This is a genomic window from Streptomyces parvulus (assembly GCF_014648855.1).
Classification (GTDB): domain Bacteria; phylum Actinomycetota; class Actinomycetes; order Streptomycetales; family Streptomycetaceae; genus Streptomyces; species Streptomyces parvulus.
Genome location: NZ_BMRX01000015.1, coordinates 79,353 through 95,514, shown reverse-complemented (window position 1 = coordinate 95,514; position 16,162 = coordinate 79,353). Strand labels below are relative to the sequence as shown.

Here is a 16,162-nt window from a genome sequence, read left to right as displayed (position 1 = left end):
GCGTCTGCCCTTCCTCGGGGTCCGCGCCCCGGGCGGTGAGAGACGGCGGGAGTTCCTGACTCGTCCGGGCCACGGCGTGGCCGGACTCACAGTGGCGGGACCGCGCCGGATTCACACCGGGCTTCCTCCCCTGTCGCCGTCTGGCGGTGGGCCGATCGGGTGATCGGCCCACGAGCATAGTAAGGGTCCCGCCGGGAAGGGCGGGCGGTGCCACCGGTGTGATGGTCGGTATGCTCGCCGCCATGTCCACGGCGCTCCCCTCCGCATCCTCCCAGGCCACAGTGGCCGCACGGGACCGCGGTGACGCCTGCCCGGGGACGCTGCGGCTGCACGCCGCCGACGACGGTGCCCTCGCCCGGGTGCGCATACCCGGCGGGGTCCTGGACGTCGTTCAGGCCGAGGCGCTGGCGGACGCGGCCCGTCGGCTGGGCGACGGCGACCTGCATCTGACGTCCCGGGGCAACGTGCAGCTGCGGGGGCTGCGCGACGGCTGCGGCGCGGAGCTGGCCGGGCTGCTGGACGGGGCCGGGCTGCTGCCCTCGCCGGCGCACGAACGGGTGCGCAACGTCGTCGCCTCGCCGCTGTCCGGGCTCGACGGGCGGGGCGTTCGGGACGTACGGGCGTGGCTGTCGGACCTGGACGCGGCGCTGTGCGCGAGCGGGCCGGCACGGGAGTTGTCGGGCCGGTTCCTGTTCGCGCTCGACGACGGGCGGGGGGACCTGACCGGCCTCGGCGCCGATGTCGCCGTGCGGGCCGCCGACGACGACGCGCTGGTCGCTCTCTCCTCCTTGGACGAGGTCTGGCGGGTGGCGGCGCACGACGCGCCCCGGGCCGCGCTGCTGGCCGCCGAGGCCTTCCTGGACGTGGCCCGTGAGGCCGGGGCCCGGGTGTGGCGGGTGGCCGAACTCGCCGTACCCGCGCGGGTTCTGAGGCGGGCGGCGGAGCGCCGGCTGTCCGACGCGGGAGTCGGCCACACCCGGGAACCCGCGGTCACCGACCGCGCGGACGCCCCCTCTCCCGGGCTCACGGGGGACGCGCTGTGCGCGCACGTGCCGCTCGGGCGCCTCACCGGCCCGCAGTGGCGGGAGTTGACGGGGGTCGCGGCGCGGACGCCGGACGCCGAACTGCGGTTGACGCCGTGGCGGGGCGTCGTCGTGCCGGTCCGGGGCCTGGACGCGGCGGACACCGCGGACGCCCTCGCCCGCCTCACCGCCGCCGGCCTCGTCACCGACGCCGGCTCGCCCTGGCCGCGTGTCGGCGCGTGCATCGGCCGGCCCGGCTGCGCGAAGGCGCACGCCGACGTGCGGGCGGACGCGGCCGGCACCCTGAGCGCCGCCGGACGGTCCCCGCTCCCCCTGTACTGGTCAGGCTGCGAACGCCGCTGCGGGCACCCGCGCGGCGAACGGGTCGACCTCGTCGCCCTCCCCGAGGGCGGCTACCGCCTCACCGTGGCCGGCCCGCCGGACGGGCCGGCGCGCACCACGGTCCTCACGGACCCCTCCCAACTCGCCGCCGCACTGGCGGCGATGACCCCATGAGCCGTACGACCACCGAGAGCAGCGGGAAGAACACCGTGACCACGCACGCATACGAGAAGGACGGGGCGGCCATCTACCGCCAGTCCTTCGCCACGATCCGGGCGGAGGCGGACCTCACGGGACTGCCCGCCGACGTCAGCCGGGTCGCCGTCCGGATGATCCACGCCTGCGGCATGGTCGACCTCGTGCGGGACATCGGCCACACGCCCGACGTGGTGGCCCGCGCCCGCGAGGCCCTGCTGGCCGGTGCGCCGATCCTCTGCGACGTGCAGATGGTGGCCAGCGGCGTGACCCGCAAGCGGCTGCCCGCGGACAACGAGGTGCTGTGCACCCTGTCCGATCCGGCCGTCCCGGCGCTCGCGGCCGAGCTGGGCACCACCCGCAGCGCCGCCGCGCTGGAGCTGTGGCGCGACCGCCTGGAGGGCGCCGTGGTCGCCGTCGGCAACGCGCCCACCGCCCTCTTCCGGCTCCTGGAGATGATCGAGGAGGGGGCGCCCAGGCCCGCGGCCGTCATTGGTGTGCCCGTCGGCTTCATCGGTGCGGCCGAGTCCAAGGACGCCCTTGCGGTCCACCCCTCGGGCCTGGACCACCTGGTCGTCCGGGGCCGTCGCGGAGGCAGCGCCATCGCCGCCGCCGCACTCAACGCGATCGCGAGCGAGGAAGAATGAGCGGCAAGCTGTACGGGGTCGGGCTCGGCCCCGGCGACCCGTCCCTGATGACGGTGCGCGCGGTCGAGGTCATCGCCGAGGCCGACGTGATCGCGTATCACAGCGCCCGGCACGGACGGTCCATCGCCCGCTCCATCGCGGAGCGGCACCTGCGCGCCGACCACGTCGAGGAGCGGCTGGTCTACCCGCTCACCGTGGAGACCACCGACCATCCGGGCGGCTACCAGGGCGCCATGGACGACTTCTACGCCGAGGCGTCCGCGCGGCTCGCGGCCCACCTCGACGCGGGCCGCACGGTCGCCGTCCTCGCGGAGGGCGACCCGCTCTTCTACGGCTCCTACATGCACATGCACAAGCGGCTCGCCGACCGGTACGACACCGAGGTGATCCCGGGGGTGACGTCCGTGTCGGCCGCCGCGGCCCGGCTGGGCACGCCGCTCGCCGAGGGCGAGGAGGTGCTGACGATCCTGCCCGGCACGCTGCCCGAGGAGGAGCTGACGGCGCGGCTGGCCGCGACGGACGTGGCCGTGGTCATGAAGCTGGGACGTACCTTCCCCAAGGTGCGCCGCGCGCTGGAGGGTTCGGGCCGGCTGGCACGGGCCCGGTACGTGGAGCGGGCCACGATGGCGGGCGAGCGCCGTGCCCTTCTGGCCGACGTGGACGCGGAGTCGGTGCCGTACTTCTCGGTGGCGGTGCTGCCCAGCCAGGTGGACGCCGTGGCGCCGGAGCCGGCGCCGGGTGCCGTCGGGGAGGTCGTGGTCGTAGGGACCGGACCGGCCGGCCCGCTGTGGCTGACGCCCGAGACGCGGGGCGCACTCGCCGCCGCGGACGACCTGGTCGGCTACACCACCTACCTGGACCGGGTCCCGGTCCGGGCCGGTCAGCGGCGTCACGGGTCGGACAACAAGGTCGAGGCGGAGCGCGCGGAGTTCGCGCTGCAGCTCGCGCGCCGGGGGCGGCGGGTAGCCGTGGTCTCCGGCGGCGACCCCGGGGTCTTCGCCATGGCGACGGCCGTGCTGGAGGCCGCGTCGGCCGAGGAGCACGCGGACGTTCCGGTGCGGGTCTTGCCCGGCGTGACCGCCGCCAACGCGGCCGCGGCGCGCGCGGGTGCGCCGCTGGGCCACGACTACGCGGCCCTGTCGCTGTCCGACCGGCTCAAGCCGTGGGAGGTGATCGCGGAGCGGCTGCGGGCAGCGGCCGGCGCCGACCTGGTGCTGGCGCTGTACAACCCCGGTTCGGGCAGCCGCACTTGGCAGGTCGGCAAGGCCCGCGAGCTGCTCCTGGAGCACCGGGCGCCGGACACGCCGGTCGTGGTGGCGCGGGACGTGGGCGGTGCTGGCGAGCGGCTGCGGATCGTGCGGCTGGCGGACCTGGATCCGGCAGAGGTCGACATGCGCACGATCCTGCTGGTCGGCTCCTCCCAGACCCAGGTGGTGCGGCGCGGCGACGGCGAAGAGGTCGTGTGGACGCCCCGCCGCTACCCCGAGGCGTGAGGGGCGCCGGGCGGACGACGCCCGGCGTGCGCCTCGCGGACCCGCCTCGCCGCCTCCCCCGGCCCGCTCACGACCGGGACGCCCTCGGGCACGGGGGGCCTGCGCACCACGATCACCGGCACCCCGGCCTCGCGGGCGGCGGTCAGTTTCGGCGCGGTGGCCTCTCCCCCGCTGTCCTTGGTGACCAGGACGTCGATGCGGTGCCGGCGCAGCAGCTCGCGTTCCCCGTCGAGGGTGAACGGGCCGCGATCGAGCAGCACTTCGGTACGGGGCGGCAGCGGCGCCTCGGGAGCGTCGACGGAGCGGACGAGGAACCACGGGTCGCGCAGCCCGGCGAAGGCGGCGAGTCCGGTGCGGCCGGTGGTGAGGAAGACCCGCCGGCCGAGCCCGGGGATCAACCGGGCGGCCTCGGCCAGGGAACCGGCGTCGTGCCACGCGTCCCCGGCGGCCGGCGTCCAGCCGGGGCGGCGCAGGGCGAGCAGCGGCACCCGTACCCTCTCGGCGGCCCGTGCGGCGTTGAAGCTGATGGTGCCGGCGAACGGGTGGGTGGCGTCGACGAGCAGGTCGACACCGTGGCCGCCGAGCCAGGCGGCGAGTCCGTCGGCGCCGCCGAAGCCGCCGACACGCACCTCGCCGGGGGGCGTGCGGGGTGCGGCCACGCGTCCGGCCAGGGAGTTGGTGACGCGGAGCCCGGGCAGGGCCTCGGCCGCGAGGAGTTCGGCGAGGCGGCGGGCCTCCGTGGTACCGCCGAGGATCAGTACGTGCACGGCGGGACCGTTGCCTTTCCGCGACGGCGTCCCGGGCGCGGGACACGGGGGAGGACGACATGACCGGAGCGGCCAGGGGCGGTCGCGGCGCCCAGCTCGAGCACACCGGTCTGCGCCCCGGCTGGACCACGGGCGCCTGCGCGACCGCGGCGACGACCGCCGCGTACACGGCGCTGCTGGCCGGTGACTTCCCCGACCCAGTGACGATCACCCTGCCGAGAGGGCAGACGCCGTCCTTCGCCCTCGCCGCCGAGGAGCTGACGGACGGACGGGCGACGGCCGGGGTGGTGAAGGACGCGGGCGACGACCCGGACGTGACGCACGGGGCGCTGGTGCGGGCGACGGTGCGGCTGCTGCCCGCCGGGTCCGGTGTGGTCTTCCGTGCCGGACCGGGCGTGGGTACGGTCACCCGGCCCGGCCTGCCCCTGCCGGTGGGCGAACCGGCCGTCAACCCCGTGCCGCGGCAGCTGATGCGCGACCACGTCGCCCGCGTCGCCGAGCGGTACGGCGGCAGCGGCGACGTCGAGATCACCGTCTCGGTCGACGACGGCGAGGAGATCGCCCGCTCCACCTGGAACCCCCGGCTGGGAATCCTCGGTGGCCTCTCGGTCCTCGGCACCACGGGGATCGTGGTGCCGTACTCGTGCTCGGCCTGGATCGACTCGATCCGGCGCGGGGTGGACGTGGCCCGCGCGGCGGGCCGCAGGCACGTCGCGGGGTGCACCGGCTCGACCTCGGAGCGCACGGTCGTCGAGGAGTACGGGCTGCCCGAGGACGCGCTGCTGGACATGGGCGACTTCGCGGGCGCCGTGCTGAAGTACGTCCGCCGTCATCCCGTGGACCGCCTGACCGTGTGCGGCGGCTTCGCGAAGCTCTCCAAGCTCGCCGCCGGCCACCTGGACCTGCACTCCGCGCGCTCGCAGGTCGACAAGGCATTCCTCGCCGGCCTGGCCCGCCGCGGCAGTGCCGACGCGGCGCTGGCCGCCGAGGTCGCGGGGGCCAACACGGGACTCGCCGCGCTCCAGCTGTGCCGGGCCGCCGGGGTTCCGCTGGGCGACCTGGTGGCCACGGCGGCCCGCGACCAGGCGCTGGCCGTGCTGCGCGGGGCGCCGGTCGCGGTCGACGTGATCTGCGTCGACCGTGCGGGGACGGTGGTGGGCCGCAGCGGGATCGCGTGAGTCATGGGCGGGGCTACGCCCTGGCCGGGCCGACCCGCAGGCGGTTGCCGTCCGGGTCCGTGAGGGCCAGTTCCCGCCCCCAGGGCTGGTCCTCGGGGACGAGGCCGAACTCGGCGGCGACCGCGTCGAGGTCGGCGACGCGCAGGTACACCAGGGTGTCCGGCCGGGCGTCGCCCTCGTGCTCGGACAGGTAGAGCCGGACCCCGCCCCGGGCGATCTCCGTGAACAGCGGGAACCCCGGTTCGAAGCGGTGCTCCCACTGCTGGGCGAAGCCCAGGCGGGCGTACCAGCGGACGGCCGCCGCGGCGTCGCCCACCCGGAGTACCGGGATGACCTCCTCGGCCGGTGCGGCGGACTCAGCAGACATGCCGGTCCCGCTCCGCCGAATACAGGTGGCTGTCCCGGAACTGCTCCGCGCCGAGCGTCCGGCCGACCATGATGACGGCCGTGCGCAGCACGCCCGCGTCCTTCACCTTCCCGGCGATCTCGTCGAGCGTGCCGCGGAGGACCAGCTCGTCGGGGCGGGAGGCGTAGGCGACGACGGCGGCGGGGCAGTCGGCGCCGTAGTGCGGCAGGAGTTCGGCGACCACGCGGTCCACGTAGCGGGCGGCCAGGTGCAGCACGATCAGGGCCCCGCTGCGGCCGAGGGTGACGAGGTCCTCGCCCTCGGGCATGGGCGTGGCCTGCTGGGCGACGCGGGTGAGGATGACGGTCTGCCCGACCGTCGGCACGGTCAGCTCACGTTTCAGGGCGGCCGCGGCGGCGGCGAAGGCCGGCACGCCCGGGACGACCTCGTAGGGCACCCCGGCCCCGTCGAGCCGCCGCATCTGCTCCGCGACCGCGCTGAACACGGACGGGTCGCCCGAGTGCAGCCGGGCGACGTCGTGGCCCTCCTCGTGGGCGCGGACCAGCTCGGCCGTGATCTCGTCGAGGGTGAGCCGCGCGGTGTCCACCAGCCGGGCGTCCTCGGGGCACTCCGCGAGCAGTTCGCGCGGCACCAGGCTCCCCGCGTAGAGGCAGACCCGGCAGGCGGCGAGCGTCCGGGCGCCGCGCACCGTGATGAGGTCGGCGGCGCCGGGGCCGGCACCGATGAAGTACACGGTCATCTGTCTGCTCCTGCGGTGGTGGCGAGGGTCTTCCGCGCGGCCCACTGGGTGACCGGCATCGCCTGCCGCCACCCGGTGAAGCCGCCCACGGGCACGGCGTGCGACACGGCCAGGCGGACCAGCTCACCGCCGTGGCGGCGGTGGGCCTCGGCCAGCAGCGCCTCGGACTCCAGGGTCACGGTGTTGGCGACCACGCGCCCGCCGTCCGGCAGGGCGTCCCAGCAGGCCGCCAGCAGGCCGGGAGCGGTGAGGCCGCCGCCGACGAACACCGCGTCCGGCCGGGGCAGCCCGGCCAGCGCCCCGGGGGCGGCACCGGTCACCACGCGCAGTCCGGGCACGCCGAGCCGTTCGGCGTTGCGGGCGATGCGCTCGGCGCGGGCGGGGTCGCGTTCGACGGTGACCGCCCGGCAGGCGGGGTGCGTGCGCATCCACTCGACGGCGATCGAGCCGGAACCGCCGCCCACGTCCCACAGGAGTTCACCGGGAGCGGGGGCGAGGACGCCGAGGGTGACGGCCCGTACGTGGCGTTTGGTGAGCTGCCCGTCGTGCTCGTAGGCGGCGTCCGGCAGGCCGGGCACCGCACCGAGGCGGAGGGCGTCCGGGGCCCGGCGGCATTCGACGGCGACGATGTTGAGGGGGTCGCCCGGCGGCTGCCGCTCCGCCCAGTCGTCGGCGGTGGCCGGCGTCGTCGTGTGCTCCCGCGCGCCGCCGAGCTGCTCCAGCACCCGCATCGGGCTCGGGCCGAAGCCGCGGTCCCTGAGCAGGGCGGCGACCTCGCCCGGAGTGGCGGCGCCGGCGCTGAGTACGAGGAGGCGGCGCCCGTCGTGCAGGGCGGCGGCGAGGCGTGCCGCGGGCCGGCCGACGAGCGTGACGACCTCGACGTCCTCCAGGGGCCAGCCGAGGCGGGCGCAGGCATGGGAGACCGACGAGGGGTGCGGCAGGACGCGCACGGCCCCGGGGCCCAGCTCCTCGGCGAGGGCGCGGCCGATGCCGTAGAACATGGGGTCGCCGCTGGCCAGGACTGCGATGCGGCGGCCGGCGTGTGCGGCGAGGAGGCGGGGGACGGCGGGCCGCAGCGGAGCGGGCCAGGCGACCCGTTCACCGGCGCACTCCGGTGGCAGCAGGCCGAGTTGGCGGGCGCCGCCGATGACGACGTCCGCGTCGAGCAGGGTCCGCCGCGCGGGGTCCGCGAGCCCTTCCCAGCCGTCGGCGCCGATCCCGACGACGGCCGGTGCGGGGGTCTGGGCGGTGGTCACTGCTGAGTACCTTCGGGGCTCGGGAGGCGCGGGGCGCACTGTGTCGAGGACGCACTCTACGGGGCGCCCACCTGCACGGGGTTGCACGGGTGCGTCTCACCGGGTTCTTATTGCACACTGATTGCAACAACCTGCCGAGGGCAGGAGGGGGCGAGGCGGGTGTCCCAGGCGTTGCCGTGGCCCGGATCCTCGCGCTTCAGGGGGGCGGCGGGCTCCGGACGGCTCTCCAGGGGCGGCCCGGCCCTTGACGGGGCGGCGCGGGCGGGGGATCCTCGCGCCGCCCTCCTCCCCCGTCCGCCGGGGACCGCCGTGCGCGACGGGAAGACCGCCGGTTTCGCCACCGCGTGGACGACGCCCGCGCTCCTCCGGCGGCCGGGGCGTCGTCGTCCTCCTCGGCCCGCGCCGTCCGGCGCGGCACCTGGTGCCCCTCGCGTCGTGAGTCTCCCGTCGCGGGCGGCCGGTCACGGCCGGGCCTGACTGGTCGCACCTGCGGTATTGATGAAAACTGGCGCTATGGACCGCTCGCCACGGCGGAGCATCGCCGGCCAGGTCTTCCTGCTGCAGGTCGGCACGGCGGTGCTGCTCATCGTGACCGCGGTGGTGCTCCTGGTGTTCCAGGCGCAGCGCGACAGCACCGACGACGCCCGCCGTACCTCCCTGGGCGTCGCGGAGTCCTTCGCCAGGGCTCCGGGCACGGCGACGGCGCTCACCGGACCCGATCCCACCGCGGTGCTCCAGCCACGTACCGAAGGGGTCAGCGACTCCACCGACGTGGACTACGTCGTGGTCTTCGACACCGAGGGCATCCGCCTGACCCACCCCGATCCGGCGCTGATCGGCAAACGCGTCGTCGGCCCGCCCGGGCTGGTGGAGCGGGTCATGCGGGGCGAGGCCTTCACCCGGACCTTCGACACGAGCATCGGCCCCACCGTGAACGCCGACGCCCCCGTGCGGGCGGCGGACGGCCGTGTGGTGGGCGGGGTGGCCGTCGGTATCACGCTGACCAACGTCAACGAGTCCGCCCACCGCCAACTGCCCGCACTGCTCGGGGTGGGCGGCGCCTCGCTGGCCCTGGCCCTCGGTGCCGCTGCCCTGGTGACCCGCCGGCTGCGGCGGCAGACGCACGGCCTCGGGCCGGTCGAGATCACCCGCATGTACGAGCACCACGACGCGGTGCTGCACACCATCCGGGAGGGCGTCCTGATCGTCGACGGCGACCGGCTGGTCCTCGCCAACGACGAGGCGCGGCGCCTGCTGGGCCTGCCCGACCGGTGCGAGGGACTGCCCCTCGCCCGCCTCGGCCTGGACCCGGGCATCGCGGACCTGCTCGCCGCGGGCGACACCCGCACGGACGAGCCGCACCGGGCCGGCGACCGGCTGCTGGCGGTGAGCCAGCGCCGGCTGGACCTGGGCGGCACGGCCGGGGGGACCGTGGCCACGCTGCGCGACACCACCGAACTGCACCGGGAACGCGGCAGGGCCGAGCGGGCGCTCAGACGGCTGGAGCTGCTCTACGACGCGAGCGCGCGGATCGGCACCACGCTCGACGTGGAGCGCACCGCCGAGGAACTGGCGGAGGCGTCGACACCGAGCTGCGCCGACTTCGTCACCGTCGAGCTGCTGGAGGCGGTGCGGCGCGGCGAGGAGGCCGCACCCGGTGACCTGGTCATGCACCGGGTGGTCCTGCACGGCGTCCGCGACGACGCCCCGCTGATCCCGGTCGGCGAGGCGATGACCATCCGGCCCGGCACGCCGGCCACGACCGGCCTCGACTCCGGCCACGCGGTCCTCATCGCCGACCTGCGCGCGGAGACCGGCTGGCAGCGGCAGGACCCGGCGCGCGCCCCGGCGGTCCTCGACTACGGCATCCACTCGCTGATCTCCGTGCCCCTGCGGGCCCGGGGCATCGCGCTCGGCGTGGCGAACTTCTGGCGGGGCGCCGGTTCCGAGCCGTTCACGCGGGAGGACCTGTCGATCACCGAGGAGCTGGCGTCCCGCGCCGCGGTCGCCATCGACAACGCGCGCCGCTACCACCGCGAGCACACCGTCGCGGTCGCCCTCCAGCGCAGCCTGCTGCCGCACGGCCTGCCCGCGCAGAGCGCCCTCGACATCGCCTACCGCTACCTGCCGGCGCAGGCGGGTGTGGGCGGCGACTGGTTCGACGTGATCCCGCTGTCCGGGGCGCGGGTCGCGCTCGTGGTGGGCGACGTGGCCGGCCACGGGCTGCACGCGGCGGCCACCATGGGGCGGCTGCGGACGGCCGTGCACAACTTCGCCTCCCTGGACATGGCCCCCGACGAACTCCTCGGCCACCTCGACGAACTCGTGACCGGCCTCGACCGGGACCGCACGGAGGCGGGCGGCGGCACGGAGATCGTCGGCGCCACCTGCCTGTACGTCGTCTACGACCCGGTCTCCGGCGACTGCACCATGGCCCGCGCCGGGCATCCGCCGCCGGCCGTGGTCCGGCCGGACGGCCGCGTGGACTTCCCCGAGCTGCCGCCCGGTCCTCCGCTGGGTCTCGGCGGCCTGCCGTTCGCCACGGCCGCGTTCCGGCTCCCCGAGGGCAGCCGCCTGGTCCTGTTCACCAACGGGCTGGTGACGGACCGGGACCGGGACATCGAGACGGGCCTCGACCTGCTGCGGAGCCGGCTGTCCGACGGGGACCGGACACCGGAGGAGACCTGCGCCGCGATCCTGGACGCGCTGCTGCCCGACCGGCCGGCCGACGACATCGTCCTCCTCGTGGCCCGCACCCGGGCCTTCCCCGCCGACCGGGTCGCCGAGTGGGACGTGCCGCACGACCCGGCGGCCGTGGCCGGCGTCCGCGCCGAGGCGACGCGCCGGCTCACCGAGTGGGGTCTGGAGGAGACGGCGTTCACCACCGAGCTGATCCTGAGCGAACTGGTCACCAACGCCATCCGGCACGGCGCCGCACCGGTCCGCGTCCGGCTGCTGCTGGACCGCAGCCTGATCTGCGAGGTCTCCGACGGCAGCAGCACCGCGCCGCACCTGCGCATGGCCGCGGGCACCGACGAGGGAGGCCGCGGCCTGTTCCTCGTCGCCCAGTGCTCCGGGCGCTGGGGCACCAGGTACCACCCGCACGGCAAGGTCATCTGGACCGAACAGCCCCTGACCGAGGCCGAGACGGGCGGGCGGTGACGGCGCCCGTCACCGGGCCAGACCGCAGTCGCCGCACTTGGAGCCGTCGGGCGCGCGGTAGTACAGGCAGCAGCTGCGGCGCCGGAACGCGAGGTCCGGTCCGGTGATGCCGCCGGTGCCCACGAGGCGGCCGGTGGCCAGCAGTTCGGTGGTGAGGGCGGTGAGCGGACCGCGCAGGGCGGGGCGGGCGGCGAGCAGGGCGCGGGCCGCCTCGACCAGCGCCGAGGCGGAGTTGCCGTCAAGGAGCCGCGGGGCGAGCTTGACGCGCAGTCCGCGGGCCAGCGCGTCCAGGTGCCCCGTGACCTGCTCGTACAGCGCGAGGGAGGGCGACGGGAGCCGGTCGGCGCGCAGGCCGGCGGGGTGCGGCATGCGCAGGGCGGGGCCGTCGGCCGCCCGCTCGAGCCGGGCGAGGTCGGGGACGATCCCGTGCAGGAGGACGCAGGCCAGGGCGGGCGACCAGAGGCGTGCCGCGTGCCCGAGCTGGGCGATGGACACCCCGATCCGGGCCTCGCGCGCCCGGTGGCGGCGGGCGACGGCCTCGGCGAGGTCGGTGCAGCCCCGTGCGTAGGAGCGGCCGAGCGGCTGCCAGCCGGCGTCGGGGCCGCCGACGCGCAGCACGAAGAAGCCGCCGAGGGCGGCCACGTCGCGCAGGGCGGCGGTGACCTCGGCGGACGATGCCCGGAGGCCCCCGGGCGCCGGGTCGTCCTCGGCGGCGCTGATCAGGAGACCGGGCCGCGGCGCGGCGGCGTGATGGCGTACAGGTCGAGGATGTCCGGCCGCGGCGCGACGCCGGGGCCGCCGGCGCGGACCCAGCCGGCGATGTCCTCGGTGGCGTCCGGGTCGTTGACCAGTCCCAGCCAGACCGGACGGGCGCCCGCGGCGCGGCCCGCCGCGGAGGGCTGGACGACGATCACATTGGCCTGTTCGCACACGTCGAGGCACTCCGACACCCGCACCGGCACCAGGGCCCGCAGGCGCGCCGTCTGCGCGGCGTGGTCGACGCCGACGATCTTCGGGGTGCCGCAGCAGCAGTCGCGGCACACGACGACCCGCGCGGGGGCCGGGTCACGGGGAGGTGCGGTGGGCGTCGCTCGGGCCGGGCTCGCTTCGGCGGGCATGCGGCATCGTCCCTCTCTCCGGGGAGATCCGCCCCGGTGGTCCGTCGAGGAGGCGACCGCGTGAGTCTCCTGGCTCTCGGGTCGTCGCCCGCCCCACCCCTTCCCACCCGGTCGGGCAGTGGTCGTGTGGGGGCTCGCTCGCCGATCACAGTGGCGGGACCGCGCCGGAATCGCACCGGCTTCCTCGGGCCGCCGTCGCCCAATTGCTCCGGGCATCCTCGCATCACCTCCCCCGCCCTGTCAGCGGGGCCCCACCCCGGGGACGGCCGCACGGGCGCCTGGCCACCCGCGCTTTGCACCCGGCTCCCAGGAACGTAATATCGCCAGGTCATAGCCGCGACGGGAGACAGGAAGCCGGTGCGAATCCGGCACGGTCCCGCCACTGTGACCGGGCATCACGTGCGAAGCCCCGTCCCGCGACAGCGGGCCGGCCGGCAAAGGGCGCGGGCCCGGGAGTCAGGACACTGACCCGTCGCGGGCCCGATCCGAGGAGCGCGGACTCCCCAGGAGGCTTTACGTGTCAACCCTGTTCTCCCCTGCCCGGCGCCGCCGGACCCTGCGCGCAACGGCCGCCGCGCTCGCCCTGTCGGCGGCCCTGGTGACCGCCGGCTGCGGTGCGTCCGACCGGTCCGACGGCGGCGCCCCGGGCGCCTCGGCGGCGGCCGGCTTCCCCGTCACCGTCGACAACTGCGGCGTGAAGACGACCTACGACAAGCCGCCCTCCCGCGTGGTCACCATCCACCAGCACCCGGCCGAGCTGATGCTCGCCCTCGGTCTCGAGGACCGCATGGTGGGCACCGCCTTCCCCGACTCGGCCGTCCTGCCGGAGCTGCGGAAGGCGTACGAGGCGATCCCCGAACTCGCCGAGCGGGAACCGTCGTTCGAGAAGATCCTGGACGCCGAGCCCGACTTCGTCTACGGCGGCTACGGCAGCGCCTTCGCCGAGAACGAGGGGCGTTCCCGCAAGGCCTTCGCCGACGCGGGCATCGACACGTACCTCAACCGCGAGTACTGCGGCGAGAAGCGGATCACGATGGAGGACACCTACGCCGAGATCCGCACCGTGGCCGGCATCTTCGGCGTCCCCGGCCGCGCCGACGACCTCGTCGCCGACCTGCGCGGCCGCGTGGACAAGGCGTCCGCGGCCGTGAAGGGCGAGGCGAAGGTACCGGTCTTCGTCTACGACAGCGGCGACAAGAGCGCGTTCACCGCCGGCGGCAAGGGCCTCGGCACCGACCTGATCCGGCTGGCGGGCGGCGAGAACGTCTTCGGCGACCTCGACGAGGTGTTCGGCGACGTCTCCTGGGAGCAGGTGGTCGAGCGCAGGCCCGAGGTCATCGCCATCTACGAGTACGCCGGAGCCGGAAGCGTGGAGCAGAAGAAGAAGTTCCTGCTCTCGCAGCCGGCCCTGGCCGACGTCCCCGCCATCCGGAACAAGCGGTTCGTCGTCCTGCCGCTGACCGCGACCCTGGTCGGCATCCGGTCGGCCCACGCCGTGGGCGACCTCGCTCGCGGGCTGCACCCCGCGAGCTTCCGGTGACGGGCACCGCCACCGACACGGCCGCCCGGCCCGGCGCCTCGGCACCGCCGCGCCGGGCGGGGCGCACGACCATGGCGGGGACGTCGCTGGTCCTGGTGGTGCTCCTCGTGGTCTCGGTGACGGCGGGCCTGGCCATCGGCTCGGTGCAGGTACCGCCCGGCCAGGTCTGGGGGATCGTGACGCACGCGATGGGCGCCGACTTCGCCGAACCCGACTGGTCGCGCGCGCGGGAGACCATCGTCCTCGACGTCCGGGCGCCGCGCGTGCTGCTGGGCGCGGTGACGGGCGCGGGCCTCGCCGTGGTCGGCACCGCGCTCCAGGCGCTCGTCCGCAACCCGCTGGCCGAGCCGTACCTGCTCGGCGTCTCCTCCGGCGCCTCCCTCGGCGCGGTCTCGGTCATCGTGTTCGGCGTCGCCTTCCTCGGCCCGCTGTCGTTGTCCGCCGCCGCGTTCGCCGGCGCCCTCGGCGCGCTGGTGATCGTGTACGCCACCGCCCGCACCGGCGGCCGCATCACCTCCACGCGCCTGGTCCTGTCCGGGGTGGCGGTCGCGGCGGTGCTCACCGCCGTGCTCGACCTGCTGCTGCTCACCACCGACCGCGGCAACGAGGCCCGCGCGGTGCTCGCCTGGACCCTGGGCGGCCTCGGCGGCGTCAACTGGCAGACCCTGTGGCTGCCGGGCGTGGCGGTGCTGACCGGTATCGGCGTGCTGCTGGTACAGGCCCGCAACCTGAACCTGCTGCTGGCCGGTGAGGAGGCGGCGACCACGATGGGACTGGACGTCGCCCGCTTCCGGGCCCGCATGTTCGTGCTGCTGTCCCTGGTCACCGGGGTGCTCGTCGCCGCGTCCGGCCCGATCGGCTTCGTCGGGCTGATCCTCCCGCACGTGGTGCGGCTGTTCGTCGGTGGCGACCACCGCCGGGTGCTGCCCACGGCGGCGCTGGCCGGGGCGGTCTTCCTGGTGTGGGCCGACATCGCCGCACGCACCGTCGCCGCACCGCTGGAGATCCCCGTGGGCGTGCTCACCGCGTTGTGCGGCGGGCCGTTCTTCCTGTGGCTGATGCGCCGGGACGCGCGGCGCGGTACCGACCGAGGAGTGGCATGAGCATCGCGGCCGACCTGACCGTGGAGGGCGTCACCCTCACCGCCGGCGCCCGGCAACTGGTGCGCGACGTCTCCCTGACCGCTTCGGCGGGTGAGGTGGTCGGCCTGGTCGGCCCCAACGGAAGCGGCAAGTCCAGCCTGCTGCGCGCGGTCTACCGGGTCCTGCGCCCCGCCGCCGGCACGGTCCGCGTCGACGGGGCCGACGCCTGGACGCTGCCCACGCGGCAGCTGGCGCGCACCGTGGCGGCCGTCGTGCAGGACTCCGCCGCGGACTTCGACCTCGCCGTCCGGGAGGTCGTGGCCATGGGCCGCACCCCGCACAAGCGGATGCTGGCCGGGGACACCGCGGAGGACGCCGCCGTCATCGACGACGCCCTGGCCGCGGTGGACGCGGACCGGCTGGCCGACCGCCCCTTCGACCGGCTCTCCGGCGGCGAGCGCCAGCGGGTCCTCATCGCCCGCGCACTCGCCCAGCAACCCACCCTGCTGGTCCTCGACGAGCCGACCAACCACCTGGACATCCGCCACCAGTTGGACGTCCTCGGGGTACTGCGCCGGCTGCCGGCGACGGTGCTGCTCGCCCTGCACGACCTGAACCTCGCCGCGTACTACTGCGACCGCCTGCACGTGCTGAGCGAGGGCGGGATCGTCGCCTCGGGGCCGCCGGCCGAGGTGCTGACCCCCGCGCTGCTCGCCGACGTGTACGGCGTGGTGGGCGAGGTGAGCGTCCATCCGCGCACCGGAGCGCCCCAGGTGACCTTCCTGCCCGACGGGCGCTGACGGCGTCGGAGACCACCGCGGGCGGCCGGTGTCAGTTGTTCACGTCCTGCTCGAAGTCGTCGGCGCAGGCGTCCCGTTCGCTCTGCGAGTCGGCGTGCTGGACGCAGTCGTCGAAGTCCTTGAACTCGTCCGAATTGAGGATCGAGGCGCCGATCGCGATGATCACCACGGAGGCGATGAGACCGAGCGCGCCGAGTACGGCGCCGACGATGGACATCACCCGGCGCGGTGCCTGTCCGCCGCGTGCCTTGCGCGCGCCGATGATGCCGAAGATCAGGGCCAGCAGTCCGAGCAGGGCACCGCCGACGACGGTCCAGAAGAGCAGGACCGCCAGGATGCCGAGGACGAGGGCGGCGACCGCCATCGGGTTGGTGCGCCTCACGCCGGTGCCGTGCTGCGTCTGGGGGGCGTTGCCGGGAGTGGCGGGGTGCTCGGGATACGACACGTCGTCACG

15 protein-coding genes and 3 riboswitches are annotated in these 16,162 nt (G+C 75.7%); of the genes, 8 read left to right on the top strand and 7 right to left on the bottom strand.

Annotated elements, in window-relative coordinates:
• Positions 1-49: 49 nt before the first annotated feature.
• Positions 50-128, bottom strand: a riboswitch (cobalamin riboswitch).
• A 102-nt stretch (positions 129-230) separates the two neighbouring features.
• Genes cobG through IE108_RS27660 form a run of 3 tightly spaced genes read left to right on the top strand, consistent with a single transcriptional unit; the run spans position 231 to position 3,699 of the window.
• Positions 231-1,538 carry a precorrin-3B synthase gene (gene cobG / locus IE108_RS27670; protein WP_189397778.1) on the top strand — a complete coding sequence of 436 codons (1,308 nt, stop codon included), beginning with the start codon at positions 231-233 and terminating at the stop codon, positions 1,536-1,538.
• The gene (locus IE108_RS27665) at positions 1,535-2,206 is read left to right on the top strand and encodes a precorrin-8X methylmutase (RefSeq protein WP_064725985.1); all 672 of its coding nucleotides are present in this window, start codon (positions 1,535-1,537) and stop codon (positions 2,204-2,206) included. Before cobG ends, IE108_RS27665 begins: the two co-directional genes overlap by 4 nt.
• The gene (locus tag IE108_RS27660; protein WP_064725987.1) at positions 2,203-3,699 is read left to right on the top strand and encodes a precorrin-2 C(20)-methyltransferase; all 1,497 of its coding nucleotides are present in this window, start codon (positions 2,203-2,205) and stop codon (positions 3,697-3,699) included. Before IE108_RS27665 ends, IE108_RS27660 begins: the two co-directional genes overlap by 4 nt.
• Here IE108_RS27660 and IE108_RS27655 read toward each other — a convergent pair.
• Positions 3,684-4,466, bottom strand: coding sequence for a cobalt-precorrin-6A reductase (locus IE108_RS27655; RefSeq protein WP_064725988.1), 783 nt, complete (start codon positions 4,464-4,466; stop codon positions 3,684-3,686). The two genes, IE108_RS27660 and IE108_RS27655, sit on opposite strands and share 16 nt — an antisense overlap.
• A 59-nt stretch (positions 4,467-4,525) precedes the next feature.
• Between IE108_RS27655 and IE108_RS27650 the strand changes: the two genes are divergently transcribed.
• Entirely contained in the window at positions 4,526-5,644 is a 1,119-nt protein-coding gene (locus IE108_RS27650) for a cobalt-precorrin-5B (C(1))-methyltransferase (RefSeq protein WP_064725989.1), read from the top strand.
• Positions 5,645-5,657: 13 nt separating this feature from the next.
• On the opposite strand, the gene IE108_RS27645 is transcribed toward IE108_RS27650, so the two are convergent.
• The 3 genes from IE108_RS27645 to cbiE are packed head-to-tail and all read right to left on the bottom strand — an operon-like array spanning position 5,658 to position 8,045.
• Positions 5,658-6,011, bottom strand: a complete 354-nt coding sequence (locus IE108_RS27645; RefSeq protein ID WP_064725990.1) for a glyoxalase superfamily protein — start codon at positions 6,009-6,011, stop codon at positions 5,658-5,660.
• A complete protein-coding gene (gene cobM / locus IE108_RS27640) occupies positions 6,001-6,750 on the bottom strand; it encodes a precorrin-4 C(11)-methyltransferase (protein ID WP_064725991.1) in 750 nt (249 codons plus the stop codon). The genes IE108_RS27645 and cobM overlap by 11 nt, the downstream gene beginning before the upstream one ends.
• Positions 6,747-8,045 (bottom strand): precorrin-6y C5,15-methyltransferase (decarboxylating) subunit CbiE, encoded by a 1,299-nt coding sequence (gene cbiE, locus IE108_RS27635; protein ID WP_373297053.1) that lies wholly within the window; start codon positions 8,043-8,045, stop codon positions 6,747-6,749. Before cbiE ends, cobM begins: the two co-directional genes overlap by 4 nt.
• A 474-nt stretch (positions 8,046-8,519) precedes the next feature.
• Here cbiE and IE108_RS27630 point away from each other — a divergent pair, with 474 nt between their 5' ends.
• Entirely contained in the window at positions 8,520-11,168 is a 2,649-nt protein-coding gene (locus tag IE108_RS27630) for a SpoIIE family protein phosphatase (RefSeq protein WP_064725993.1), read from the top strand.
• 9 nt (positions 11,169-11,177) lie between these two features.
• Here IE108_RS27630 and IE108_RS27625 read toward each other — a convergent pair whose 3' ends face one another.
• Complete coding sequence (locus tag IE108_RS27625; protein WP_064731588.1) at positions 11,178-11,888, bottom strand: (2Fe-2S)-binding protein; 711 nt, start codon at positions 11,886-11,888, stop codon at positions 11,178-11,180.
• The gene (locus tag IE108_RS27620) at positions 11,888-12,286 is read right to left on the bottom strand and encodes a hypothetical protein (protein ID WP_107420042.1); all 399 of its coding nucleotides are present in this window, start codon (positions 12,284-12,286) and stop codon (positions 11,888-11,890) included. The genes IE108_RS27625 and IE108_RS27620 overlap by 1 nt, the downstream gene beginning before the upstream one ends.
• A gap of 63 nt (positions 12,287-12,349) precedes the next feature.
• Positions 12,350-12,471: riboswitch (cobalamin riboswitch) on the bottom strand.
• A gap of 123 nt (positions 12,472-12,594) precedes the next feature.
• Positions 12,595-12,773, top strand: a riboswitch (cobalamin riboswitch).
• Positions 12,774-12,803: 30 nt separating this feature from the next.
• On the opposite strand from IE108_RS27620, the gene IE108_RS27615 reads away from it, so the two are divergent.
• From IE108_RS27615 to IE108_RS27605, 3 genes are read left to right on the top strand one after another with little or no spacing between them, the layout of a single operon-like run.
• Positions 12,804-13,826, top strand: coding sequence for an ABC transporter substrate-binding protein (locus IE108_RS27615; protein ID WP_064725994.1), 1,023 nt, complete (start codon positions 12,804-12,806; stop codon positions 13,824-13,826).
• Positions 13,823-14,929 (top strand): FecCD family ABC transporter permease, encoded by a 1,107-nt coding sequence (locus IE108_RS27610; protein WP_064725995.1) that lies wholly within the window; start codon positions 13,823-13,825, stop codon positions 14,927-14,929. Before IE108_RS27615 ends, IE108_RS27610 begins: the two co-directional genes overlap by 4 nt.
• On the top strand, positions 14,926-15,708 hold the full coding sequence (locus IE108_RS27605) for an ABC transporter ATP-binding protein (RefSeq protein WP_064725996.1): 783 nt from the start codon (positions 14,926-14,928) through the stop codon (positions 15,706-15,708). Before IE108_RS27610 ends, IE108_RS27605 begins: the two co-directional genes overlap by 4 nt.
• Before the next feature lie 31 nt (positions 15,709-15,739).
• Here IE108_RS27605 and IE108_RS27600 read toward each other — a convergent pair whose 3' ends face one another.
• Complete coding sequence (locus tag IE108_RS27600) at positions 15,740-16,153, bottom strand: DUF4190 domain-containing protein (RefSeq protein WP_064725997.1); 414 nt, start codon at positions 16,151-16,153, stop codon at positions 15,740-15,742.
• Positions 16,154-16,162: the final 9 nt, after the last annotated feature.

Excerpts from the sequence above, each read along its gene's own strand:
- cobM (WP_064725991.1), bottom strand. The coding sequence starts at position 6,750 with ATGACCGTGTACTTCATCGGTGCCGGCCCCGGCGCCGCCGACCTCATC.
- IE108_RS27620 (WP_107420042.1), bottom strand. The coding sequence starts at position 12,286 with ATGCCCGCCGAAGCGAGCCCGGCCCGAGCGACGCCCACCGCACCTCCC.
- cobG (WP_189397778.1), top strand. The coding sequence starts at position 231 with ATGCTCGCCGCCATGTCCACGGCGCTCCCCTCCGCATCCTCCCAGGCC.
- IE108_RS27665 (WP_064725985.1), top strand. The coding sequence starts at position 1,535 with ATGAGCCGTACGACCACCGAGAGCAGCGGGAAGAACACCGTGACCACG.
- IE108_RS27630 (WP_064725993.1), top strand. The coding sequence starts at position 8,520 with ATGGACCGCTCGCCACGGCGGAGCATCGCCGGCCAGGTCTTCCTGCTG.
- IE108_RS27650 (WP_064725989.1), top strand. The coding sequence starts at position 4,526 with ATGACCGGAGCGGCCAGGGGCGGTCGCGGCGCCCAGCTCGAGCACACC.
- IE108_RS27605 (WP_064725996.1), top strand. The coding sequence starts at position 14,926 with ATGAGCATCGCGGCCGACCTGACCGTGGAGGGCGTCACCCTCACCGCC.
- IE108_RS27645 (WP_064725990.1), bottom strand. The coding sequence starts at position 6,011 with ATGTCTGCTGAGTCCGCCGCACCGGCCGAGGAGGTCATCCCGGTACTC.
- IE108_RS27660 (WP_064725987.1), top strand. The coding sequence starts at position 2,203 with ATGAGCGGCAAGCTGTACGGGGTCGGGCTCGGCCCCGGCGACCCGTCC.